Below are 23,813 nucleotides of genomic sequence, written 5' to 3'. Positions count from 1 at the left end.
AGGGCTCACGGCCGCTCCGCACCCGGGAGAAGCACCCGCTCCACCCAGGCCCGTAACCGACAACCTCCCGCAGGGGCGCGCCAGTGCCATGCTCGGCACGCCTCTCCCACCCCACGGAGTATGGCGTGGCAATCAGCGTCTTCGACCTGTTCTCCATCGGCATCGGCCCGTCCAGCTCGCACACCGTCGGCCCGATGCGGGCGGCCGGGATGTTCGCCGCCCGGCTGAAGAAGGACGGCCTGCTCGCCCAGACCGCCGCGGTGCGGGCCGAACTGTTCGGCTCGCTCGGTGCCACCGGGCACGGCCACGGCACCCCCAAGGCCGTACTGCTCGGCCTGGAGGGCAACGAGCCGCACACGGTCGACGTCGCCCAGGCCGAACTGGACGTCGAGCGGATCCGCACCACCGGGCGCATTCGCCTCCTCGGTGCCGAGATCGGCGCCGCCCACGAGATCGACTTCGACGTCTCGAGCCAGTTGGTCCTGCACCGTCGCCGCGCGCTGCCGTACCACGCCAACGGCATGATCCTCTTCGCCTACGACGCCGACGGACTGCCGCTGCTGGAGAAGACGTACTACTCGGTCGGCGGTGGCTTCGTGGTCGACGAGGACGCCATCGGGGCGGACCGGATCAAGCTCGACGACACGGCGCTGCCCCACCCGTTCCGCACGGGGGACGAGCTGCTGCGGCTCTCCCGGGAGACAGGCCTGTCGATCTCCGCGCTGATGCTGGAGAACGAGAAGGCCTGGCGCACGGAGGAGGAGATCCGTGCGGGTCTGCTGGAGATCTGGCGCGTCATGGAGGGCTGTGTCTCCCGCGGCCTGTCCCACGAGGGCATCCTCCCCGGTGGCCTCAAGGTCCGCCGGCGGGCCGCGGCGGCGGCCCGGGCGCTGCGCAGCGAGGGCGACCCCGCGGCCCGCGCGATGGAGTGGGTGACGCTGTACGCCATGGCGGTGAACGAGGAGAACGCCGCAGGCGGCAGGGTCGTCACCGCCCCGACGAATGGCGCGGCGGGCATCATCCCCGCCGTGCTGCACTACTACCTCACCTTCGTGCCGGGCGCCGACGAGGACGGGATCGTCCGCTTCCTGCTCGCGGCGGGCGCCATCGGCATGCTCTTCAAGGAGAACGCGTCGATCTCCGGCGCCGAGGTCGGCTGCCAGGGCGAGGTCGGCTCGGCCTGCTCGATGGCCGCCGGCGGCCTCGCCGAGGTGCTGGGCGGCAGCCCGGAGCAGGTGGAGAACGCCGCCGAGATCGGCATGGAGCACAACCTCGGCCTGACCTGCGACCCGGTCGGCGGCCTGGTCCAGATCCCCTGCATCGAGCGCAACGGCATGGCGGCGGTCAAGGCCGTGACAGCCGCCCGGATGGCCCTGCGCGGCGACGGCCGGCATCACGTCTCCCTCGACAAGGTCATCAAGACCATGAAGGAGACCGGAGCCGACATGAAGGTCAAGTACAAGGAGACCGCCCGTGGCGGCCTCGCCGTCAACGTCATCGAGTGCTGAGGAAGCGGTCGGAGTGGGAAAGGGGCCGCAGCCGGGGTCACACCCCGAAAACGGCCCTCACAGATAGTCGTCGTCTCCCTGGTCGAAGAGCTCGGGGTAGGTGGACTCGTCGTCCGCCCGACGGCCGCTCTGCTGTTCGAGCCGGTGCTGACGCTCCTGGCGTGCCTGTTCCTGGGCGCCGAGGGTTTCCTCGGTCATGTCCCTGAGGTGGCCGGAGCCGTCCGCGTACCGGCCATGCTCTCGGTCGGTCATATCGGCTCACTCCCGTCATATCGGTGAGTGTCATTTTATGTCTCTTCCTCCATGCGGATCGACTCCTTGAGTTCCCTCAGGGCACGGCTGTCCCTGTTCTCGTTCATGTCCAGCAGGGCGCGTGCAATGGCGTCGAGCTTGCGCTGGATGGCGTGCTCCGCCCGCATCTCCGAGTTCTTGAGCAGGGCGAGGAGGAGAAGGGTGACCGCGGTCATCGACTCCCCGGCGAGCAGGAGCAGCTCCAGGGGCAGGTGTGCGGCGTGCGCGGCGACGAAGAAGCCGACGAAGGCCAGGCAGATCACGAAGAAGAGCGGAGAGCTCGTCAAGTTGGAGGCTCTCTCCGCCAGCTCCTCGAACATGCCGCGCTTGGGGCCGCCGCGGTGGGCGGGACTCTTGAAGGTCATGGGGGAAGGCTTACCCTGCCGCTGTTCTGGAGGCGGTGCGCGTACCGCCGACGGGTGGTGGCACCCCGGGGCGTGCACCCGGGTGGGTGAACCGCACCCCCGCACCGCACCCACCGCGCGGCGGACCTCAGTCCGCGGAACGCGCGCCCGAGGGCTCCTTGACCGCGGTGACCGCGGCCGCCAGCTCCTGGCGCAGGGGGTCGGGCGGGGCGTCGCCGTTGACGGCCGCCACCAGGTCCTCGGCGACGTTGTGCAGCTTCGTGTTGGTCTTCTGGGAGACGGTGACCAGGACGTCCCAGGCGTCCTGCGGGCTCAGCGCGAAGGACGCCATCAGTACCCCCCGGGCCAGGTCGATCACCGGCCGCGTCTGCATGGCCCGTCTGAGCTGCACCAGCTCGATGTGCAGGTCCCGCTCACTCGCCGGGTCCAGGTCCCGGTCGGGGGCCAGGTCCGGGGCGATGTGCGGGTCCCGGTCGGTGTCCTCGGGTCGCTCCTCCCGACGCGGAGGACCGTGCAGCTGCGGGATCCGCCCGTCCTGGCCATCTCCCGCGGCCGTACCGGCGGTGGAGGAGGTGTCGAACAGGGCTCGGGTGCCGGTCAGCGACAGGAGCCTGTCCACGGAGGGGCCGGTCGGGCCGAGGACGAGCGTCTTGGCGTCCGCCAGGGCCTGGCGGCGGGCGCTCAGCAGCACGTTGAGTCCGGAGCAGTCGCAGAAGTCCACACCGCCGAGATCCACGTCGACACCTCTCACCGAGCGCCGTACGGCCTCCCGCAGGGCGTCCTGCAGAGCCTGCTCGGTGTCGATGTCCAGCTCACCGGACACCACCACGGCCACCCGGTCCCCGTCCTGGTGGGTCTCGACCCGCAGGCAGGGAGGCAGGAGGTGCTGCGGCGGGTGTGCCCAGGTCACCCGGACGCCGCCGTCCGCGCTGCCGGGCTCGGGAAGTACGCATTCGTCCATGGCAGCCTCCCGAGCTCGCCCCTACCGCGTCCCCCGACCCAGGGGGTGCCCGGCGCGAACTGCCGGGCACCCCCTAGCCAGGCTCTGCCCGCCCCAGGTCATATGTCAAGAGATACACGAATTCGAATTCACCTTTTTGTATTCGTGAATCGTGGGGCCTACTCTCTATGCATGGGTGGAGCGCGGGAGCCGCATACAGGATGGACGTTCCTGACCAACCACGCGCGCGTGCTGGCGGCCATCGCCGACGACCAGAGTGTCCGCATCCGGGACATCGCGGCCCACTGCCGACTGACGGAACGTGCCGTTCAGAAGATCATCGCCGATCTCGAGCAGGACGGCTATCTCACGCACACCCGTGAGGGGCGCAGCAACACGTACCACATCCAGCCGGGCACGCCGCTGCGCCACCCCGCGGAGGCCAGCCTGACCGTCGCCGAGCTGCTCGCCCTCCTCGTCCGGCAGGACGCCGAACACAGCAGGCAGCGCCAGCAGCAGTAACGCCCCTCACCGTGGGTACTCGCAGGTACCGGTCACCGGTCACCGAGAGGAGCCCGACGTGAGCACCGAAGCAGGCAGGAAGATCGTGGTCACGGGTGCCACCGGCAATGTGGGCACCAGCCTCGTGCGGCTGCTCGCCGAGGATCCGGCCGTCGCGAGCGTCCGGGGCCTGGCGCGCCGCATCCCCGACCTCGGCCCGGACCGCGTGGAGTGGTCGAAGGTCGACCTCGCGGCGAAGGACGTCGACCTCGTACGGGAGTTCCGGGGCGCCGACGCGGTGGTGCACCTGGCGTGGGCGTTCCAGCCCACGCACGATCCGGTCGCGACCTGGCGGACCAACGTGCTCGGCAGCATCCGGGTCTTCGAGGCCGTCGCCGCCACCGCCACGGTGCCCACACTGGTGCACGCCTCCTCCGTGGGGGCCTACTCTCCGGGGCCCAAGAACCGCTCCGTGGACGAGTCGTGGCCCACGCACGGCTGGCCCGACGCCGCCTACACCCGGGAGAAGGCCTATCTGGAGAGGTATCTCGACACCTTCGAGTTCCGGCACCCCGGGATCCGCGTCGTACGGATGCGGCCCGCGTTCCTGTTCAAACGTGAATCGGCGAGCGAACAGCGCCGCATCTTCGGCGGGAAGTTCCTGCCGGGACCGCTGGCCCGCCCGGAACTGCTGCCCTTCCTGCCGGACATCCAGGGGCTCCGTGTGCAGGCCCTGCACACCGACGACGCGGCCCGCGCCTACCAGCTCGCCGTCCACACCGAGGTCCGGGGCGCGTTCAACCTGGCCGCGGATCCGCCCCTCGACGCCGAGATCCTGGGCGAGCTGCTCGGATCCCGCCCCGTACGGCTGCCCCGCACGGCCGCCCGGTCGGCGATCGCCGCGGCCTGGGGGCTGCGGCTGCTGCCCGCCTCGCCCCACCTGTTCGACGCCGTCCTGAGGCTGCCGCTCATGGACTGCACCCGCGCGCGCACCGTGCTCGGCTGGCAGCCGCGGCGGGCCGCGACCGAGGTGCTGGAGGAGTTCCTGCACGGGCTGCACGAGGGCGCCGGCGTCCCGACGGCACCGATGCAGGGCCGCAAGGTCGGCTGACACCCCGATCGGCCACCGGGGCTCACAGATCGCCCAGCGCGCCCGTTTGGGCGGTACGGATCGCGAAACTCCCTTGCATAGTCCAACGGTGCAGGAAAGGCGGTCTCGATCCATGGCCCTGACATCCCGCAACGACACGATCCCGGCCCTCGGTCGGGCGGGGACCGCGCTCGACGTGGCCGGCCTGGAGGCGGCGCTGCGCAGCGCCGTGGACGGGGAGATCCGGTTCGACGCGGGCACCAGGGGCGCGTACTCGACCGACGGCTCCAACTACCGCCAGGTCCCCATCGGCGTCGTCGTCCCGCGCGGCGTGGAGGCGGGCGCCCGGGCGGTCGAGGTGTGCGCACGGTTCGGCGCGCCCGTCCTGTCCCGGGGCGGCGGCACCAGCCTGGCCGGCCAGACGACCAACACGGCCGTCGTCATCGACTGGACCAAGTACTGCGACGCCCTGGTGTCGGTCGACCCCGACGCCCGCACCTGCGTCGTGGAGCCCGGGCTGGTCCTGGACGAGCTCAACCGCAAGCTCGCCGACCACCGCCTCCAGTTCGGGCCCAAACCGTCCACGCACAGCCATTGCGCGCTCGGCGGCATGATCGGCAACAACTCGTGCGGGGCGTCGGCGCAGGCGTACGGCAAGACCGTGGACAACGTGCGCCGCCTGGAAGTCCTCACCTACGACGGAACCCGCATGTGGGTGGGGCCGACCTCCAAGGCCGAGCGGGCGCAGATCGCCGCCGAGGGCGGGCGCCGAGCCGAGATCTACGACGGCCTCGACCGCATCGTCACCGAGTACCTCGCGGACATCCGCCAGGGCTACCCCAAGATCCCGCGCCGCGTCTCCGGATACAACCTGGACTCCCTGCTCCCGGAGAACGGCTTCGATGTCGCCAGGGCCCTGGTCGGCAGCGAGGGAACCCTGGTGACCGTACTGCGCGCCGAACTCGACCTGGTCCCCGTGCCCCCGTACCAGTCGCTGCTAGTCCTCGGGTACGAGGACATCTGCGCCGCCGCCGACGACGTACCCCACCTCCTCGAGCACTGTTCACCCAGCCAGCTCGAGGCCCTGGACGGGCGGATGGCACAGCTGATGCGCGAGGAGCACGCCTACCTGGAGTCCCTCAACTCCCTCCCGGAGGGGGACAGCTGGCTGCTGCTGCAGTTCAGCGGCGACAGCCAGGAGGAGGTCGACGAGAAGGCGCACGCGCTGCTGCGCGCGGTCGGCCGGAGCGAGAAGGAGTCCACCGTCGCGTTCTCCGACGACCCCGAGCGCGAGCAGCGGATGCTCAAGGCCCGGGAGGCCGGACTCGGGGTCACCGCGCGGCCCCCGGACGACCGCGAGACCTGGGAGGGCTGGGAGGACTCCGCCGTCCCGCCCGACCGCCTCGGCGACTACCTGCGCGACCTCAAGGGGCTCTTCGAGGAGTTCGACTACGACCACCCCTCGCTGTACGGGCACTTCGGGCAGGGCTGTGTGCACACCCGCATCCCGTTCGGACTGAGGACCGCCGAGGGCGTGGCCGACTTCCGCCGCTTCCTGGAGCGCGCCGCCGACCTTGTGGCCTCCTACGGCGGCTCCCTGTCGGGCGAGCACGGGGACGGACAGGCCCGTGGCGAGCTGCTCACCCGCATGTTCGGCGAGCGGCTCGTGGCCGCGTTCGGGGAACTCAAGGCGCTCTTCGACCCCCACAACCGGATGAACCCCGGCAAGGTCACAGGCCCTAACCCCGTCGACGGCCAACTGCGGCTCGGCTCCGCCTGGCGGCCCGCCACCCTGGACACGCACTTCGGCTACCCGGAGGACGAACACTCCTTCACCCGCGCCGTGCTGCGCTGCGTCGGCATCGGCAACTGCCGCAGCCACCACGGCGGCGTGATGTGCCCGTCCTACCGGGCCACCCAGGAGGAGGAGCACTCCACGCGAGGCCGGGCGCGGCTGCTGTTCGAGATGCTCGACGGCCACGCGGACTCCGCTGTGACCGACGGCTGGCGCTCCACCGAGGTCCGCGACGCCCTGGACCTGTGCCTGGCGTGCAAGGGCTGCAAGTCGGACTGCCCCACCGGCGTCGACATGGCCACCTACAAGGCCGAGTTCCTCGCCCACCACTACGCGGGCAGGCCCCGCCCGGCCGCCCACTACTCCATGGGCTGGCTGCCGGTGTGGGCCCGGCTCTCCCGTCTCGCCCCGGCGGTCGTCAACAGCCTGCTGCACGCGCCCGGACTGGCCGCCGCCGGCAAACGGCTGGCCGGCGTCGACGGCGCGCGCCGGGCCCCCGTGTTCGCCGAGGAGTCCTTCCTGCAGTGGTGGCGGGCGCGCGGCAGCGAGGAACCGGAGCCCGGCGACGAGCGGGCCGTGGTGCTGTGGCCCGACACCTTCAGCACCTACTTCCACCCCTCGATCGCGAAGTCCGCGGTGCGGGTCCTCGAGGACGCCGGATTCCGGGTCGCCGTACCCGGCAGGCCCGTCTGCTGCGGACTGACCTGGATCTCCACCGGTCAGCTCGCGGTGGCCAAGAAGGTCCTGCGGCACTCGCTCGACGTCCTGCGCCCGTGGATCGAGGCCGGCACCCCTGTCATCGGCCTCGAACCGTCCTGCACCGCCGTGTTCCGGGCCGACGCGCCCGAACTGATGCCCGCCGACCAGGACGTGCAGCGCCTGGCCGGGCAGTTCCGCACCTTCGCCGAACACCTCGTCCACCACGCCCCCGACGACTGGCGGCCGCCCGCCCTGGCCCGGCAGGCGACCGTGCAGACCCACTGCCACCAGCACGCGATCATGAAGTATGAGGCCGACCAGGAGCTGATGCGCCGGGCCCATCTCGACGCCGAGGTCCTCGACGAGGGCTGCTGCGGGCTCGCCGGCAACTTCGGGTTCGAGCGGGGCCACCACGAGCTGTCCATGGCCGTCGCGGAACAGGGCGTCCTGCCCTCCGTGCGCGGGGCAGCACCGTCCGGTCTGGTCCTCGCGGACGGCTTCAGCTGCCGCACCCAGATCGAGCAGGGTGGCACGGGCCGCCGGGCCCTCCACCTGGCCGAGGCGCTGGCGCTGGGCCTGGACGGACCCCTGCCCGCGGAGCTGCCCGAGCGTCTGGCGCAGCGCCCCGCGCCGCCCTCACGCCTCGGCGCCTGGGCGACGACAGCCGTCGCCGCCGCCCTGACGGCGGCCCCCACGGCGGCCCTCGCCCGCCGGCTGAGGCGGCGTACCTGACCGCGGCCATGGCGGTACAGGTGGCGGTGTGCGGGCCCGCGCAGTGCGGGGAAGGCGAGCGAGCCCTCGCGTACGAGGTGGGCCGGCTGCTGGCGGAGCGCGGGGCCGTGGTGATCTGCGGCGGGCACGGCGGGGTGATGGCCGCGGTCGCGGCGGGTGCCCGGTCGCGCGACGGCGTCGTCGTCGGGGTGCTGCCCGGGGCCGACCGTACCGGCGCCGGCCCGGACCTGAGCGTCGCGATCGCCACCGGCCTCGGGCAGGCCCGCAACAGCGTCATCGTGCACAGCGGGGACGCCGTCATCGTGATCGGCGGCTCCTGGGGCACGCTCTCGGAACTGGCCCTGGCGATGCGCCGGGGCGGCGTGCCCGTGGTCCAGCTGGGTGACGGTTGGCGCCTCGTGGACGCCGACGGGCAAGAGGTGGGGGGCGTACGGTACGCGCGCACGCCGGCGGAGGCGCTGGAGGTGACGGGCCTCTGGCCCTGACCGGCACGGCCGCCCCTGCCCGTCCCGTTCCTGGGGCTGCGCCCCCAGACCCGGCTGTCGGCCTTGCGGCCTCGTCCTGAAATGCCGGACGGGCTGAAATTCAGCCCCTCCGGCGTTTGAGGAGCGGGGGTCTGGGGGCGGAGCCCCCAGCGGGGCCGAAGGGGCGGAGCCCCCGGTGGGGCCGAAGGGGCGGAGCCCCTGGGGACGGGAAGGGTAGGGGCGGCGGGGGCGCATCAACCCCGGTGCGGCACGGCGCTCAAGCCGCCAGCACCTTCTCCAGCGCCCCGAGCGCCGACCGCAGCTCCTCCTCCGTGATCGTCAGCGGCGGCGCCAGGCGGATCGTCGAGCCGTGGGTGTCCTTGACCAGGATCCCCTCCGCCATCAGGCGTTCGCTGATCTCGCGTCCCGTGCCGATCACCGGGTCGACGTCCACGCCCGCCCACAGCCCGCGCGAACGGAAGCCCACGACGCCCTTGCCGACGAACGAGGTCAGGCCGTCCCGCAGCACCACACCCAACCGGGCGGCCCGCAGCTGGAAGTCACCCGTCTTCAGCAGGCCGACGACCGCCGAACCGACCGCCGCGGCCAGCGGGTTCCCGCCGAACGTCGATCCGTGCTCACCGGGCCGCAGCACCCCGAGCACCTCCCGGCGCGCCACCACCGCCGACACCGGTACGATCCCGCCGCCGAGCGCCTTGCCGAGCAGCAGCACGTCCGGCAGGACGCCCTCATGCTCCACGGCCAGCGTGCGACCGGTACGTCCGAGACCCGACTGGATCTCGTCCGCGATGAACAGGCACCCAGCGCGGCGGGTCAGCTCGCGGACCCCGGTGAGGTAACCCTCGTCGGGGATGACGACACCCGCCTCGCCCTGGATCGGCTCGATCAGCACGGCCGCCGTCGTCTCGTCGACGGCCGCCTCAAGCGCCGCCAGGTCGTTGTACGGGACGATCCGGAAACCCGGCGTGAACGGCCCGAATCCCGCCCGCGCCGTCTCGTCCGTGGAGAAGCTGACGATCGTCGTCGTACGGCCGTGGAAGTTCCCGGCCGCCACCACGATCGTCGCCCGGTCGGCCGGCACGCCCTTGACCTCGTACGCCCATTTCCGGGCCACCTTCACGGCGCTCTCCACCGCCTCCGCGCCCGTGTTCATCGGCAGCACCATGTCCAGGCCCGTCAACTCCGCCAGCGACTCCGCGAACTCGGCCAGCTGGTCGTTGTGGAAGGCCCGCGAGGTGAGCGTGAGCCGGTCCAGCTGACGGTGCGCCGCCTCGATCAGCACGGGGTTGCGGTGACCGAAGTTGAGGGCGGAGTACCCGGCGAGCATGTCGAGGTAGCGGCGGCCCTCCACGTCCTCCACCCAGGTGCCCTCGGCGCGGGCGACGACCACGGGCAGCGGGTGGTAGTTGTGCGCGAGGACGGGCTCCTCGGCCTGGATCAGCTCGGCGGACGAACGCGTACGGGCGGGTGCGGTCATGAACGGGTCTCCCGGATCTCCTGGGTGCAGCACTTGATGCCCCCGCCGGCCTTGTGGAACTCGGACAGGTCGACGGGGACGGGGTCGTAGCCCTGGTCGGCGAGGCGTGAGGCCAGCGCCTCGGCCCTCGGCGCGATGAAGACATGGCGTCCGTCGGAGACGGAGTTCAGGCCGAACGCCATCGCGTCCTCGTGCGTCGCGAGCACCGCGTCCGGGAACAGCCGCGCCAGCACCTCCCGGCTGCCCGGAGAGAACGCCTCCGGGTAGTACACGACGTTGTCGTCGTCGAGGACGAACAGCGCGGTGTCCAGGTGGTAGAAGTACGGGTTCACCAACGTCAGGCTGATCACCGGGTGGCCGAAGAACTCCTGTGCCTCGCGGTGCGCCTCCCGGGTCGTACGGAACCCGGTGCCGGCCAGTAGGTACCGGCCCGTCCACACCAGGTCGCCCTCGCCCTCGCAGACGGACTCGGGGCGGTGGACGTCGTAACCGGCCGCCTTGAACCACGTCTCGTAGTGGAGGGACTCGGGGCGCCGCTCGGGCGCGTGGAAGAGGGAGCCGAAGACCCGGCCGTCGACGACGACCGCCGAGTTCGCGGCGAACACCATGTCCGGCAGGCCGGGGACCGGGTCCACGGCCTCGACGGCGTGGCCGTGGGCGCGGTAGGCGCGGATCAGCCCCTGCCACTGCTCATGCGCCAGATCCACGTCGACCGCGGTGTCGGGATGCATCCAGGGGTTGATCGCGTACTGCACGGCGAAGTGTCTGGGTTCGCAGACGAGGAAGCGCCGTCGGCGCGGCACACGGCTGTCAGGCACAGAGGGGTCCCTCCGTTTCCCGGAGTGTCGACTGAGGGTTGACACCAAGGTAGGAAGCGGTGGATACGGACGACAAGCAACGAGAGCTGCGTGTTCGCGCAGCAATGCTGCGTCTTCGGGTCGCTCAGCGCACGTCTGCTGCGTCGTCCGCGGCGCCGTCGGGCGCGGCCTGGGTCGCGCCCGCCTCAGGGCTGTCCGGGAGCAGGTGGGACAGCACCATGACGCTGATCGTCTTACGGATGAACGGCTCCGCGCGGATGCGCTCCAGCACCTCCTCGAAGTGCTCGACGTCCCTCGCCCGCACATGCAGCAGCGCGTCCGCGCCGCCGGTCACCGTCATCGCCGCCGTGATCTCCGGATGGTTGCGCACCACCTCCGCCAGGCGCCGGGGCGGCGCCGCCCCCTCGCAGTACACCTCGACGTACGCCTCCGTGCGCCAGCCCAGCGCCGACGGCTTCACCGTGGCCGTGAACCCGGTGATCACACCCGTCTCGCGCAGCCGGTCCACCCGGCGCTTGACGGCCGTGGACGACAGGCCGATGGTCGCGCCGATCTCGGCGAAACTGGTCCTGGCGTTCGCCATCAGAGCGGTGATGATCTTCCGGTCGAGCTCGTCGAACGATGCCGGCCTGCTGTTCATGCGGGCACTGTAACCAGACCCGGACCACCGCCGCGTCCGGCGCCGCGCCGCCACCGCGTCCAGCGAGAACGTCCACGCTCCGCACATGCCCACAGCTGCGGATTGCTCCTAGACTCCACCTTCATGCTGCGCGCCCTCGCCGTCGACGACGAACGCCCCTCGCTCGAGGAACTGCTCTACCTGCTCCGCGCGGACCCCAGGATCGGCAGCGTGGAGGGCGCGGGCGACGCCACCGGGGCACTGCGCCGCATCAACCGCGCCCTGGAGTCCGGGCCCGACGGCCCCGACGCGATCGACGTCGTCTTCCTCGACATCCACATGCCCGGCCTCGACGGCCTGGACATGGCCCGGCTGCTCACCGGGTTCGCGAAGCCCCCGCTGGTCGTGTTCGTGACCGCCCACGAAGGCTTCGCCGTGCAGGCGTTCGACCTCAAGGCCGTCGACTACGTCCTCAAGCCCGTACGCCGTGAGCGGCTCGCGGAGGCGGTGCGCCGCGCCGAACAGCTCAGGGAGACCACGCCGCTGATCCCGGTGCACGAGCCGGATCCCGACCACGTCCTGGTGGAACTCGGCGGCGTGACACGGTTCGTGCCCGTGGAGGACATCACCCATGTCGAGGCGCAGGGCGACTACGCCCGCCTGCACACCGCCCAGGGAAGCCATCTCGTCCGGATCCCGCTGTCCACCCTGGAGGAGCGGTGGCGCTCACGCGGTTTCGTCCGCATCCACCGCCGCCACCTCGTCGCCCTGCGGCACATCGAGGAACTCCGGCTGGACGCCGGCACCGTGAGCGTCCTCGTCGGCTCCGTCGAACTCCAGGTCAGCCGCCGGCACGCCCGCGAACTGCGGGAGATGCTGATACGCCGGACCGCGGGCTAGGGGGACGACGTGCCGCAGGACCCCGCCGAACGCCGCGTCGTCGTCACCGGGCCGCCCCGGAGCGGACGCCGCCGCGCCCTGGGCTACTACCGCCCGCGCACCGAGATCGACGAGCAGACCACCCTCGGCCACACCTACGTCCGCTCACTGATGCGCAGCCAACTCCGCACGGCTCTCGCCGTGTTCACGGTGCTGGTGCTCCTGATCGGGCCCCTTCCCCTGTTCTTCGCCGCCACCCGCACGGGCGGTCTGGAATGGGCGGTGCTCGGGTTCGGCCTCTACCCGCCGCTGATCCTGCTCGCCCGCTGGTACGTGCGCCGTGCCGAACGCAACGAGAAGGACTTCGTCCGGCTCGTCGAGGACCGCTGAGGCCGGGGCAGTGAACCAGAACTACGCCGTCCCCGCCGTCGCCCTCGTCGTCCTCGCGACCGTCCTCGTCGGCGCCTTCGGGCTGCGCGTCTCCCGCACCACCTCGGACTTCTACGTCGCCTCCCGCGCCGTCGGCCCCCGCCTGAACGCGGCCGCGATCAGCGGCGAGTACCTGTCCGCGGCCTCCTTCCTCGGCATCGCCGGACTCGTCCTCGTCCAGGGCCCGGACATGCTCTGGTACCCGGTCGGCTACACCGCCGGCTACCTCGTCCTGCTGCTGTTCGTCGCCGCGCCGCTGCGCCGCTCCGGCGCCTACACCCTGCCCGACTTCGCCGAGGCCCGGCTCGCCTCCCAGCCGGTGCGGCGGCTCGCCGGGGCGTTCGTCGTCGGCGTCGGCTGGCTGTACCTGCTGCCCCAGCTCCAGGGCGCCGGACTCACCCTGTCCGTGCTGACCCGGGCTCCCCAGCAGCTCGGCGGGATCATCGTCGCCGTCGTGGTGGTGGCGACCGTCGCCGCGGGCGGCATGCGCAGCATCACCTTCGTCCAGGCGTTCCAATACTGGCTGAAACTCACCGCCCTGCTGGTCCCCGCCCTGTTCCTGGTGCTGGCCTGGCAGGGCGACGGCGCACCCCGCGCGGCGTTCGCCGAGCCGGCGACCTTCCGCGAGCACCGCGTCGTACGGATCGACGACACCCTCGATCTGACGCTGTCCCGCCCGCTCGCCGTCACCGCCTCGGGCACCGTCGACGGCCGCCGGTACGACGGACAGCGCGCGGACCTCGCCGTCGGCACCCACCGCATCGAGCACGGCACCCGGCTGACCTTCACCCCGGGCGACCCCGTCCCCGTCGCCGAGCACGGCAGCAACGGCGGCATGTCGACCTCACTCGTCTCCGGCCGCGCGGAACGCCCGCTGTACGCCACGTACGGGCTGATCCTCGCCACCTTCCTCGGCACCATGGGCCTGCCCCACGTCGTCGTCCGCTTCTACACCAGCCCGCACGGGGTCGCCGCCCGTCGCACCACCGTCGCCGTACTCGCCCTGATCGGTGCCTTCTACCTCCTGCCGCCCGTCTACGGCGCCCTGGGCCGGCTCTACGCCCCCGAACTCACCCTCACCGGCGACGCCGACGCCGCCGTCCTCCTACTGCCCGACCGGATGATCGGCGGACTCGGCGGGGACCTGCTGGGCGCACTGCTCGCGGGCGGGGCCTTCGCCGCGTTCCTGTCCACCGCCTCCGGGCTGACCATGGCGGTGGCCGGGGTGCTCGCCCAGGACGTGCTGCCGACGCGGGGCGTACGGCACTTCCGGCTCGGCACGCTGCTGGCGATGGCGGTGCCGCTGGCGGCGAGCGTGCTGGTCGGCGGGCTCCCGGTGGCCGACGCGGTGGGCCTCGCCTTCGCGGTGTCCGCGTCGTCGTTCTGCCCGCTGCTCGTGCTCGGCATCTGGTGGCGCCGGCTCACCCCGCCGGGCGCCGCGGCCGGGATGCTGGCGGGTGGCGGTGCGGCGTTCCTCGCGGTGGCGGCGACGATGGCGGGCTATCCCGGCAGCGGAACCCTGCACGCCCTGCTCGCCTGGCCCGCGCTGTGGTCGGTGCCGCTCGGGTTCCTGACCATGGTGCTGGTGTCCCTGGCCACGCCCGGGCGGGTGCCGGCCGGGACGGCGGCGATCCTGGCCCGGTTCCACCTGCCCGAGGAGCTGCGGGCGGAGGTGACGGCGTGAGCGGCTTCCTCGCCGGGCTGTGCGTGGCCGTCCTGCCCCTGCTGGCCGCCGGGTTCTGGCTCGGCCGGCGCACCGCCCGCCCCGAGCGCCTCGGCGGGCTCGGCACCCCCGTGGAGCACGCCACCTTCCAGACCCTGCACACCGCCTCCCTGGCCGCGCCCCCGCTGCGCGCCGGGCTCACCGAGGAGACCGCCCGCAAGTCCGCGCGACGGCTGCGCTCCCTGCTCGGCACCGACGCGCTCTGCCTCACCGACCGGGAGACCGTGCTGGCCTGGGACGGCGCGGGGGAGCACCACCGCGAGGAGGTGCTCCAGCGGCTCGCGGGCCCCTTGGAGACCGGCCGCGGCGAGGCCTTCCGGCTGGCGTGCGACGCGCCCGACTGCCCGCTGCGCTGGGCCGTGGTCGCACCGCTCACCGTCGACGACCGCGTCCACGGCGCGCTGGTCGCCTGCGCCCCCCGCGAGTCCGCGGTCCTCGTCCGCGCCGCGGGGGAGGTGGCCCGCTGGGTTTCCGTACAACTGGAGCTCGCGGACCTCGACCGGTCCCGTACGAGGCTCATCGAGGCCGAGATCAAGGCGCTGCGCGCCCAGATCTCCCCGCACTTCGTCTTCAACTCGCTCGCCGTCATCGCCTCGTTCGTGCGCACCGACCCCGAGCGCGCCCGCGAACTCCTGCTGGAGTTCGCGGACTTCACCCGCTACTCGTTCCGCCGGCACGGCGACTTCACCACGCTCGCCGACGAACTCCACGCCATCGACCACTACTTGGCGCTGGTCAGGGCCCGCTTCGGCGACCGGCTCACCGTCACCCTGCAGATCGCGCCGGAGGTACTGCCGGTCGCCCTGCCCTTCCTCTGCCTCCAGCCGCTCGTCGAGAACGCCGTCAAGCACGGCCTGGAGGGCACCACTGACCAACGGCACATCGGCATCACCGCGCAGGACGCGGGCGCCGAGGCCCTGGTCGTCATCGAGGACGACGGAGCGGGGATGGACCCGGAGCTGCTGCGCCGCATCCTGGCCGGGGAGGTCAGCCCGTCCGGCGGCATCGGACTGTCCAACGTCGACGACCGGCTGCGCCAGGTCTACGGAGATGAGCACGCACTTGTCATCGAGACCGCGCCGGGGGCGGGCATGAAGATCACGATCCGGTTGCCGAAGTACCAGCCGGGGGTGCACTCGGCCGGGCGGCTGCCGGGGCCGTGAGAGCCCGTGTCCGGACTCCGGGCGCCCGAAGTCCGGACACAGTGCTCAGGGCTCCCTGTGGTTCTTCCGTCATCGGTCCACGGGCAGACCGCCCTCGGGTGGCAGACGTCGGGGCAAGCCCCACGGTTCGGGGTGCCCTCCTCTCGGTGGGCTGAGCTGTCACGCCCCGGCCAGCGAGTCGACGATTGCCAGGGCGTCGTCGACGGAACCCGCCGGGTCGTCGAGCGGGTAGAGCACGCCGCGCACCGTGCGGGAGGAGTCGAGGACGAGAGTGAGCCGCTTGAGCCGGTCCACACCCGCTGCGCGGAAGGTGGGCAGCCGCAGCGCCGCGGCCAGCTGAAGGTCGGCATCGGACAGGAGCGGGAACGCGATCCGCTCGTGCTCCGCGAAGGCGGCGAGCTGGTCGGGGCGCTGCGTGCTGACTCCGTGCACCCTCGCATCGCGTTCCGCGAAGGCCGCCATCCGGTCGCGGTAGGTGCACGACTCCAGCGTGCAGCCGCGGGCGCCCGGGATCCGGCCCCAGCCCGGCGGGTAGTCGTTCCCGCCGGGTGCGTAGGCCCCGGGGAAGCAGTACAGGACCGTCCAGGTCCGGTTGGAGACCGGGTCGACCGGCACGCCCTCCGGGCCGGCGAGTTCGAGCTGAGGGAGCCGACGCCCCACCAGGGCGTGCACGCGTCGAGTCTCCGCGGAGTCGGTCTCGCTGGTCGCCGAGAGCACGTCGTCGCCCATGACATGGCGGGCGCCCCAGTCCTGGAGGGCGACGAGGACCGGTAGCAGCCCGCGTCCGGCCGGTGTCAGGTGGTACTCGTAGCGGGCAGGATGCGGGCTGTAGAGACGCTTCTCCAGTACTCCGTCCGCGACCAGGGATTTCAGACGGTCCGTCAGTACCTTACGGCTGATGCCGAGTCCGTCCCGGAGCGCGTCGAACTGATGCGTCCCGCCCGCGACGTCGCGGATGAGCAGCAGTGTCCACGGGTCACCGACCACTGTCAGCGCCTGCGCGATCGCGCAGTCCGGGTCGCCGAGTTCTGTGTACCGCACGATCCATGAGTATAGTCAGTTCCCTAAAGAGACTCACTCGCAGGGGGGGCAGGCATGGCGACGGCGGTGCAGGGTCGGGGAGAGAAGGAGAAGCAGCCGGACGGCGCTTCGAGCGTGGTGGCGTTCTGGCGCTACTGGGGCGCCTCCACGGTGAGCGGGATCGGCGATGCCGTGACGGCGGTGGCCCTCCCGTTGCTCGCCGTACTGGTGCTGCATGCCTCGGCGTTCGAGGTCAGCCTGATCACGGCCGCCTCCTTCGCTTCGTGGCTCCTGATCGGCCTCCCGGCCGGAGTCCTCGTACACCGTCTGCCGTTGCGCGGGACGCAGGTGGCGATGGATGTGGTCCGGGCCGCTGCGGTGGCCTCGGTGCCAGTGGCCGCCACGCTCGGCGTCCTGACCCTGCCGCAGCTGATCGTCGTGGCCTTGGTAGTCGGGTTGGCGTCCGTGGTCTTCGACGTCGGCAACTCGACCTTCCTGCCCTCCATCGTCAGCAAGGAGGAGCTGACCGCCCGCAACAGCCTCACCTCGGGAACCAGGGCGGCGACCCAACTCGGTGGCCCATCCCTCGGCGGCGTGCTGGTCCAACTGCTCGGCGCGGCGACGTCGATCACGGTCGACGCGGTGAGCTACCTCGTCTCGGCCGCGCTCATGGGCAGCCTGCCGCAGGTGGCGCACCCCGCACAGGAGGGCCCGCGCCGCGGCATGGGCGAGATGATCCGCGAAGGCTGGCGGTACGTCACCCGCCACCCTGTCATCGGTCCCTGCGCGGCAGACGCGACCGCCGTCAACTTCGTCTGCGGCGGCCTGATGGCGCTCACCCCCGTCTTCCTGGTCCGCACCCTCGACGCACCGCCCGCCCTGGTCGGGCTACTCATCGCGACCGATGGCCTCGGCACCCTGGTGGGTGCGGCGCTGACGCCCCGGATCGTCGCACGTCTGGGCAGCGGCCGGGCGCTGCGCTGGGCCGCAGTGGTCTCCCCGTGCTTCGCGGCGCTGATGCCGCTGGCCGGCCACTCCGTGGCACTCGGCCTGTTCGCCCTGGGGAACGGCGGTTTCGCCGGGGCCGTGGTGGTGACGAGCATCGTGACCCGCACCTACCGGCAGACCGCCACACCCCCGGAACTCCTGCCGCGCGTGATGGCGACGGTCCGCTTCATCTCCTGGGGTGCGATCCCCTTCGGTGCGTTGGCCGCTGGAGGTGCCGCCGCCCTGTGGGGGACCCGCGCCTCCCTCGCAATCATGGCCGTGCTCTCCACGGTCAGCCCGGCGATCCTCCTGGCGAGCCCGGTCCGCCGGATGCGCGAACTCGCGTGAACGGGGGCCGCGGGGACCGCATCAAGGGTTGCGGGTGGTGACCACCATGCCGAGGGTGATCAGGCCGAGGACGACCCAGCCGAACCACAGCCAGCCGCTGCTTCCGAGTGCCACCGTGTAGGCCGTCACCACGACGAGCGCACCGACGGTGAGCACCCCCATCGCCTTCGTGGAACCGGGCATGGCAACACCCTCCTCATGGTTCGTCCTTACCCATGGTGCCCCCGTTCTGCTTGCGCACGGTGCAGACGACGAGATGAGTTCCGGACAACCAGGCGCTCGTGCCCGTCCAGGACGCGGCTTCGTAGCGGGACGGGTCGAAGCCGTAGTCCTTCGGCGGCACGTCCCTCGCGCACGCGGCGTCGGACAGGCTCTTTGCCTCGGCCAGGGTGGTGTCCGGGCCGAGCCGGGTGAAGCCGAGCACCTGCTGGTCGTGCGTGCCCGTGCAGGAGACCAGGCGGGCGACCCGCAGGGAGGGCGCGTCCAGACAGTCCCGTTTCTGCATGTCGGCGGTGTCCACGAACGGCATGCCCGGCTTGCGGTGGCCCCCGAGCGGTCCGTACACCGGCCCGTGCGCGCCCAGCACCAGACACGCGGTGCGCCGCCCGGCCGCCTCGAACCCGGCCCGGGTCGGGACGATGGCGTAACCGCGCACGTCGGCCAGCTTCTCGCGGACGTCCTGTGTGCGCTGCTCGCACGCGTCGGGCCCCTGCTGACGGGCCTCGTCCGCGGACGGGCTGGTGACGAATGCCATGACCTGCCCGTCCGGCGTCCTCTCGGAGCAGGTCGGGTCCACGGTCAGCCGCGGAGGGCCGCCCTGGAAGGGGGGCCCGGGCCAGTCGGCGACCACACAGTCACCGTCCTTCAGGGGCCGCGCGAGGCCGACGGCGTCCCCGTACGGCTTGGCCACCCCACCGCCCGACGGGTGCACAACGGCGTACCAGACCCCGCCAAGGGCGAGCACCAGGCCCAGGGCGCAGGCGAGGAGGGCGCGCAGGAGATGCCCGCGCTTGGGGTGGTGTGCCTGTCCGTTCGGCGGGGAGGGCGCGGGCGGGGGCACCGGCGGGCCGCCTGCCGTCGGGTTGTGCGAGGTCTCCGTCGGCGCGTGCGGACGCGCCCACCGCGTTCGCGAGCCCCGGACCGGGACCGGGCGGCTCGGAGCCGCGATCGCCGTCAGTGCGGCTGCCGTGTCCGCCGCCGTGATCCGCAGGGCCGGGTCCTTGACCAGTACGGCGGACAGCAGCGGCCCCAGAGCCCCCGCCCGCATCGGAGCCCGGGGCTCTTCCAGGACCACCGCGGTGATCTCGGCGAGCTGGCTGTCCCGCTCGAAGGGCCCGCACCCCTCGACCGTGAAGTACAGCGTGCAGCCCAGCGAGAACAGGTCGGCCGCCGCGGTGGGCGGCCCGCCGGTCGCACGCTCGGGCGCCAGATAGCCGGGCGTACCGACCAGCGCGGACGTCAGTGTGTACCGGGGCTCGCCCGCGTCCGGCTGCACCGAGATGCCGTAGTCGGTGAGCAGGACCCGGGCGTACGGCGCCCCGCCGCGGTCCGGCGCCAGCAGGATGTTCGCCGGCTTCACGTCCCGGTGCATGACGCCCCGCTCGTGCCCGGCGGTCAGGGCGTCCAGCACGGCGAGCCCGATGCGGGCGCACTCCACGGGGGCCAGAGGCCCGCGACGGTGGACCAGTTCCCGCAGGTCGAGCGCGCCCGGGACGTATTCCATGACGATCCACGGCAGGCCCTCGTGCTCCAGTACGTCGTGCACGGTCACCACGTGCGGATGCCCGCGCAGCCCGGCCGCGTGCCGGGCCTCGGCCCGGGCCCGGGCGACCCGGGCGGCCCGCTCCTCGATCGCCTCCACCGGGTTGCGGAACACGACCTCCTTGAGGGCGACCTCGCAGTCCAGCCGCTGGTCATGGGCGCGCCACACATGGCCCATGGCGCCACTGCCGAGCCGGTTCAGCAGGAGGTAACGACCGGCGATGGTCCGGCCCACTCCCGACTGCGGTGATCCTGATGGCATCGCGTCGCTCCCCGGTGTGATGCGGCGTTCTGGTGCGGGACGTCCGTGGGCCGACCGGTCAGGGGCTGGGCCTGACCTCTCGCGCGCCGGTGGCCGGTGCGCCGGTGGCGGGCTTGCTCGTGGCCGGTTTCCCGGTCTGCGGCGTGCCGGTCGACGGCCTGCCGGTCTCGGGCGCCGAGGTGACGGGCTTCGGTGGCTTGGACGGGGCAGGCTTGGACGAGGATGGCTTGGACGGGGAAGTCGTGGACGGGTCGGGTGGCTCGGACGGGTCGAGCGACTTCGAGGGGCCGGGCGACTTGGACGAGCCGGGCGTCTTGGAGGGGCCGGGCGCCGACGTCACGGGTGCGCTGCTCGAGCCCGGTTTGCCGGTGGTCGGTGAACCGGTCGCCCCGGGGGCCGTACCGGACGGAGCCGCGCTGCTCGACGCGGGCGGCTGGGTGGTCCTGGACGGTGAGGAGCTGCCCGAGGTGCTCGCGCCGCTCCCCGGTGGCGAGGAGGAGCCCCCTGACGCCGGGGGCGAGGACGAGCCGCCCGACGCCGGCGGGGAGGAGACCTTCCCGCTGTCGGCCGGCGTCGAGGGAGAGGCGCCGCCGCCCTTCCCGGGGGTCGTCGTCCTGCCCGACGACGGGGGAGTGGACGTCGCCCTCGTGCCGCCGCCGGGTCCGTCCGTGGTGGCGGTGGCCACCGACAGCGTGACGTACTGCCCGAACGCCAGCTCGGTGCCCGGCGCGGGATCCGAGCCCGTGACCAGGGCCTCGTCGGGCGGCGCCCCCTTCCCGGCGTAGGCGACCGCGAGTCCCAGGTCCGTCAGCCGCCGGCCGGCCTCGGCGAACGGCATCCCGGTCACCCGGGGCACCCGGTGCCGTACCCGGGCGTCGAAGGGGGAGTCGTGACCACCCGCCGTCCCGACGGGGCGGCTGATCCCGCGGCCCGGGTCGTCGACGTCGACGAGCACCAGCCGGGTCAGCGGCCGCGGCGCGGGCCTGACCGCCACCACGGAGGAACGGTCATATCCCGCCCATTTCCTGTTGCCGTCCTGGAACATGACCGAAATCCGTGTGGTGTCGCCCTGGAACGGGCGCAGCGGGTTTCCACAGGAGCATTTCACCGTGGGCTGTCCCTGGTCGTTCACCAATACGGCGATTCCGGCCTGGAGCAGCGAGTTGAAAGGGGTGGCGCTGCCCTTCTTGTAGTCGTGGTTCTGGACGAGAGTGTCGTGACGCAGCAGGACCGGTGTGAGCCGGTCGAGATAGCCGGGAATCTGCGCCTGGGTAATTCCGAGGACCTGCGCCCAGACCTTCGCCTTGCGGTCGTTCCCGGGATCGGTGAGGAATTCCTTCAGCCGCTCGACGTCACAGATCGTGGGCTGCCGGGAACCGCCGTAGAGCCCGGGGGTGTTCCCGGCCTGCAGGCCTCCGGGCACCTCCCGGATGCGGACCGTGGTGTCGTGCCCGAGACCGCTGCGCTCGTCGAAGAAGGGATTCAGCGACGGAATCCCGACGGCGACGGCCTTCACCACGAACGTCTGTGCGCTTTTTCCACAGCCGGCGACGACCAGTACCGCGGCCAGCAGAACGCCGATCCTGCGGGCCAGGGATTTCCCCGCCCTGTGCAGAGACGCACGCATTGTCATCACCGCTCCCCCCTGCGGTCCCCCCGCGCCCTGCAGAGCGGCGGCAGGGCGTCATCGCACCAGGCTACCGAATGGAGCGGTACTTCAGGCAGCCTGAAAAGAAAGGGAATTCAGCGGTGTGACGGAACTCAGCGGCCGCGTGCGTTGAGTGAGGCGAGATAGGCGTTGTACGCCTCGAGTTCCTTGTCGCCGTCGCGGTCCGCGGCCCGGTCCGTCCGCTTGGCCTGCCGCTGCTCCGACCTGTACCACTGGAACAGCAGCGCGAGCAGCACCAGCACGGACGGGACCTCGCTGAACGCCCAGGCGATGCCGCCCGCCGACGTCTGGTCCGCCAGGGCGTCGATGCCGAGCGAGGCGGGCGGGTTCCGGTAGGCGTCGACCATCGGTGTGGACGCCATCATCAGGGCGATACCGAAGAACGCGTGGAACGGCATGCCCGCGAACAGCTCCAGCATCCGCATCAGATGCCCGGGCCGGTGCGGGCCCGGGTCGACGCCCATGATGGGCCAGAAGAACACCAGGCCGACGGCGAGGAAGTGCACCATCATCGCGATGTGCCCGGCCTTGGACCCCATCAGGAAGTCGAAGAGCGGGGTGAAGTACAGCCCGTACAGGCTCGCGATGAACAGCGGGATGGTGAACGCCGGGTGCGTGATGATCCGCAGGTAGCGGCTGTGCAGCAGCATCAGCAGCAGCTCACGCGGCCCCTTGCGGCCGCGGCCCGCGGTCGGCAGGGCGCGCAGTGCCAGGGTGATCGGCGCACCGAGCAGGATCAGGATCGGCGCCAGCATGCTGATCAGCATGTGCTGCACCATGTGCACGCTGAACATGACCATGCCGTAGTCGTTCAGCCTGGTGCACATGGTGAGCAGCACGATCAGTACCCCGACGACGTACGAGAGGGTCCGGCCGGCCGGCCACTTGTCCCCGCGGCGCACGAGCCGGACGACGCCCCACCCGTACAGCCCGAGCCCGACCAGGCAGGCGACGAGGAAGAACGGGTCCGTCGACCAGACGAGCCCCCGCCCCAGCGTGAACGGCGGCAGATCCATGGTCATGCCGTGCCCGCTGTGATCCATCCGCCGGCTCCTGTTTCGTGGGGGTTGTGCGCTGTCTGTCCACAGCTGTCTGTCCGCACCCAGAGTAGAACCGCCCCCGGCCGCGGCTGCGACCGGGGGCGGCTGAAGTCCGCCGATGCGTTACAGAACACACTCCGCCTCGGCGTACCGCTCCATCGGCACCGTCTTGAGCGTCTCCACCGCCTCCGCCAGCGACACCATCACGATCTTCGTGCCGTGCAGCGCGGTCATCATGCCGAACTCGCCCCGGTGCACGGCCTCGACCGCATGCCACCCGAACCGCGTCGCCAGCACCCGGTCGTACGCCGTGGGCGTACCACCACGCTGCACATGGCCGAGGATCACCGGACGGGCCTCCTTGCCGAGCCGCTGCTCCAGCTCCAGCGAGAGCTGCCGGGCGATCCCGGCGAACCGCTCGTGCCCGTAGATGTCCTTGCCGCCCTCGTCGAACTCCATCGTGCCGCGCTTCGGCTTGGCGCCCTCCGCGGCGACGACGATCGCGAACCGCTTGCCCGCGGCGAACCGTTCGCCGACCCGGGCGGTCAACTCCTCGATGTCGAAGGGGCGCTCCGGCACGACGATCGCGTGTGCGCCGGCCGCCATGCCGGAGTGCAGCGCGATCCAGCCGGTGTGGCGGCCCATGACCTCCACGATCAGCACCCGCTGGTGCGACTCCGCGGTGGTCTTCAGCCGGTCCAGCGCCTCGGTGGCCACACCGACGGCCGTGTCGAAGCCGAAGGTGACGTCCGTGACGGCGATGTCGTTGTCGATGGTCTTCGGCACGCCGACGATCGGCAGGCCGTTGTCGGACAGCAGCCGGGCCGCCTTGAGCGTGCCCTCACCGCCGATCGGGATGATCGCGTCGAGACCCAGTTCCTCGACATGGCCCCGGGCCCGCTCCACGCCGTCCCGAAGGTGCTCGGGACGGACTCGGGACGAGCCGAGGATGGTGCCGCCGCGGGCCAGGATGCCGCTGACCGCGTCCAGGTCGAGCTTGAGGTAGTCGCACTCCAGGAGACCCTTCCAGCCGTCCCGGAAGCCGATGACCTCGTCGCCGTGGTCGGCGACGGCGCGGTGTACGACGGACCGGATGACGGCGTTCAGACCGGGGCAGTCACCACCGGACGTGAGGACACCAATGCGCATAGCCCGAACAACCTTCTCAACGTGGGCACGGGACCGGACCGCGCTGTCCGGCTCGATCCCCGC

Annotated in this window: 22 protein-coding genes; 10 read left to right on the top strand and 12 right to left on the bottom strand. The window is 71.9% G+C overall.

What is annotated here, in order from left to right; all coding sequences use genetic code 11:
• The first annotated feature begins 125 nt into the window (after positions 1 to 125).
• Entirely contained in the window at positions 126 to 1,508 is a 1,383-nt protein-coding gene (locus SY2F82_RS28805; protein WP_200422068.1) for an L-serine ammonia-lyase, read from the top strand.
• Positions 1,509 to 1,565: 57 nt separating this feature from the next.
• On the opposite strand, the gene SY2F82_RS28800 is transcribed toward SY2F82_RS28805, so the two are convergent.
• The 3 genes from SY2F82_RS28800 to SY2F82_RS28790 all read right to left on the bottom strand — a co-directional run bounded on the left by SY2F82_RS28800 (position 1,566) and on the right by SY2F82_RS28790 (position 3,125).
• Complete coding sequence (locus SY2F82_RS28800; RefSeq protein ID WP_200422067.1) at positions 1,566 to 1,760, bottom strand: hypothetical protein; 195 nt, start codon at positions 1,758 to 1,760, stop codon at positions 1,566 to 1,568.
• Between the two features lie 35 nt (positions 1,761 to 1,795).
• Entirely contained in the window at positions 1,796 to 2,164 is a 369-nt protein-coding gene (locus SY2F82_RS28795) for a hypothetical protein (protein ID WP_200422066.1), read from the bottom strand.
• A gap of 127 nt (positions 2,165 to 2,291) precedes the next feature.
• Positions 2,292 to 3,125 carry an anti-sigma factor antagonist gene (locus tag SY2F82_RS28790; protein WP_200422065.1) on the bottom strand — a complete coding sequence of 278 codons (834 nt, stop codon included), beginning with the start codon at positions 3,123 to 3,125 and terminating at the stop codon, positions 2,292 to 2,294.
• Positions 3,126 to 3,296: 171 nt separating this feature from the next.
• Here SY2F82_RS28790 and SY2F82_RS28785 point away from each other — a divergent pair, with 171 nt between their 5' ends.
• From SY2F82_RS28785 to SY2F82_RS28770, 4 genes are all read left to right on the top strand, one after another.
• Positions 3,297 to 3,626 carry a helix-turn-helix domain-containing protein gene (locus SY2F82_RS28785; RefSeq protein ID WP_200422064.1) on the top strand — a complete coding sequence of 110 codons (330 nt, stop codon included), beginning with the start codon at positions 3,297 to 3,299 and terminating at the stop codon, positions 3,624 to 3,626.
• Between the two features lie 58 nt (positions 3,627 to 3,684).
• On the top strand, positions 3,685 to 4,716 hold the full coding sequence (locus tag SY2F82_RS28780; RefSeq protein ID WP_200422063.1) for an SDR family oxidoreductase: 1,032 nt from the start codon (positions 3,685 to 3,687) through the stop codon (positions 4,714 to 4,716).
• Between the two features lie 112 nt (positions 4,717 to 4,828).
• Positions 4,829 to 7,921, top strand: a complete 3,093-nt coding sequence (locus SY2F82_RS28775) for an FAD-binding and (Fe-S)-binding domain-containing protein (protein ID WP_200422062.1) — start codon at positions 4,829 to 4,831, stop codon at positions 7,919 to 7,921.
• 8 nt (positions 7,922 to 7,929) lie between these two features.
• Positions 7,930 to 8,406 carry a TIGR00725 family protein gene (locus SY2F82_RS28770; RefSeq protein ID WP_200422061.1) on the top strand — a complete coding sequence of 159 codons (477 nt, stop codon included), beginning with the start codon at positions 7,930 to 7,932 and terminating at the stop codon, positions 8,404 to 8,406.
• A gap of 256 nt (positions 8,407 to 8,662) precedes the next feature.
• Here SY2F82_RS28770 and rocD read toward each other — a convergent pair whose 3' ends face one another.
• From rocD to SY2F82_RS28755, 3 genes are all read right to left on the bottom strand, one after another.
• The gene (rocD, locus tag SY2F82_RS28765) at positions 8,663 to 9,883 is read right to left on the bottom strand and encodes an ornithine--oxo-acid transaminase (protein ID WP_200422060.1); all 1,221 of its coding nucleotides are present in this window, start codon (positions 9,881 to 9,883) and stop codon (positions 8,663 to 8,665) included.
• Complete coding sequence (gene ddaH / locus SY2F82_RS28760) at positions 9,880 to 10,701, bottom strand: dimethylargininase (RefSeq protein ID WP_200422059.1); 822 nt, start codon at positions 10,699 to 10,701, stop codon at positions 9,880 to 9,882. The genes rocD and ddaH overlap by 4 nt, the downstream gene beginning before the upstream one ends.
• 124 nt (positions 10,702 to 10,825) lie before the next feature.
• Positions 10,826 to 11,341 carry an Lrp/AsnC family transcriptional regulator gene (locus SY2F82_RS28755; RefSeq protein ID WP_200422058.1) on the bottom strand — a complete coding sequence of 172 codons (516 nt, stop codon included), beginning with the start codon at positions 11,339 to 11,341 and terminating at the stop codon, positions 10,826 to 10,828.
• Between the two features lie 123 nt (positions 11,342 to 11,464).
• Here SY2F82_RS28755 and SY2F82_RS28750 point away from each other — a divergent pair, with 123 nt between their 5' ends.
• Genes SY2F82_RS28750 through SY2F82_RS28735 form a run of 4 tightly spaced genes read left to right on the top strand, consistent with a single transcriptional unit; the run spans position 11,465 to position 15,514 of the window.
• Complete coding sequence (locus SY2F82_RS28750) at positions 11,465 to 12,220, top strand: LytTR family DNA-binding domain-containing protein (protein WP_200422057.1); 756 nt, start codon at positions 11,465 to 11,467, stop codon at positions 12,218 to 12,220.
• A 9-nt stretch (positions 12,221 to 12,229) separates the two neighbouring features.
• Positions 12,230 to 12,589 carry a hypothetical protein gene (locus tag SY2F82_RS28745; protein ID WP_200422056.1) on the top strand — a complete coding sequence of 120 codons (360 nt, stop codon included), beginning with the start codon at positions 12,230 to 12,232 and terminating at the stop codon, positions 12,587 to 12,589.
• A 10-nt stretch (positions 12,590 to 12,599) separates the two neighbouring features.
• Entirely contained in the window at positions 12,600 to 14,312 is a 1,713-nt protein-coding gene (locus tag SY2F82_RS28740) for a cation acetate symporter (protein WP_200422055.1), read from the top strand.
• Positions 14,309 to 15,514 carry a sensor histidine kinase gene (locus SY2F82_RS28735; protein WP_200422054.1) on the top strand — a complete coding sequence of 402 codons (1,206 nt, stop codon included), beginning with the start codon at positions 14,309 to 14,311 and terminating at the stop codon, positions 15,512 to 15,514. The genes SY2F82_RS28740 and SY2F82_RS28735 overlap by 4 nt, the downstream gene beginning before the upstream one ends.
• A 159-nt stretch (positions 15,515 to 15,673) precedes the next feature.
• Here SY2F82_RS28735 and SY2F82_RS28730 read toward each other — a convergent pair whose 3' ends face one another.
• The gene (locus tag SY2F82_RS28730; RefSeq protein ID WP_200422053.1) at positions 15,674 to 16,555 is read right to left on the bottom strand and encodes a winged helix-turn-helix transcriptional regulator; all 882 of its coding nucleotides are present in this window, start codon (positions 16,553 to 16,555) and stop codon (positions 15,674 to 15,676) included.
• Positions 16,556 to 16,609: 54 nt separating this feature from the next.
• Here SY2F82_RS28730 and SY2F82_RS28725 point away from each other — a divergent pair, with 54 nt between their 5' ends.
• Positions 16,610 to 17,869, top strand: coding sequence for an MFS transporter (locus tag SY2F82_RS28725; protein ID WP_200422052.1), 1,260 nt, complete (start codon positions 16,610 to 16,612; stop codon positions 17,867 to 17,869).
• A gap of 21 nt (positions 17,870 to 17,890) precedes the next feature.
• Here SY2F82_RS28725 and SY2F82_RS28720 read toward each other — a convergent pair whose 3' ends face one another.
• The 5 genes from SY2F82_RS28720 to SY2F82_RS28700 form a co-directional block, all read right to left on the bottom strand.
• Positions 17,891 to 18,052 (bottom strand): hypothetical protein, encoded by a 162-nt coding sequence (locus SY2F82_RS28720; RefSeq protein WP_200422051.1) that lies wholly within the window; start codon positions 18,050 to 18,052, stop codon positions 17,891 to 17,893.
• Positions 18,053 to 18,065: 13 nt separating this feature from the next.
• Positions 18,066 to 19,892 (bottom strand): serine/threonine-protein kinase, encoded by a 1,827-nt coding sequence (locus tag SY2F82_RS28715; RefSeq protein WP_200422050.1) that lies wholly within the window; start codon positions 19,890 to 19,892, stop codon positions 18,066 to 18,068.
• Positions 19,893 to 19,950: 58 nt separating this feature from the next.
• Positions 19,951 to 21,525 carry a PASTA domain-containing protein gene (locus tag SY2F82_RS28710; protein ID WP_200422049.1) on the bottom strand — a complete coding sequence of 525 codons (1,575 nt, stop codon included), beginning with the start codon at positions 21,523 to 21,525 and terminating at the stop codon, positions 19,951 to 19,953.
• Between the two features lie 128 nt (positions 21,526 to 21,653).
• Positions 21,654 to 22,604 carry a cytochrome c oxidase assembly protein gene (locus SY2F82_RS28705; RefSeq protein ID WP_200422048.1) on the bottom strand — a complete coding sequence of 317 codons (951 nt, stop codon included), beginning with the start codon at positions 22,602 to 22,604 and terminating at the stop codon, positions 21,654 to 21,656.
• Positions 22,605 to 22,724: 120 nt separating this feature from the next.
• Entirely contained in the window at positions 22,725 to 23,750 is a 1,026-nt protein-coding gene (locus SY2F82_RS28700; RefSeq protein ID WP_200422047.1) for a 6-phosphofructokinase, read from the bottom strand.
• Positions 23,751 to 23,813 lie beyond the last annotated feature (63 nt).

The sequence above is a fragment of the Streptomyces sp. Y2F8-2 genome (genome assembly GCF_014905555.1).
GTDB classification, from domain to species: Bacteria; Actinomycetota; Actinomycetes; order Streptomycetales; family Streptomycetaceae; genus Streptomyces; species Streptomyces cynarae.
The sequence above is the reverse complement of the archived record's forward strand: the minus strand, read 5'-3'. Positions and strand labels throughout refer to the sequence as shown.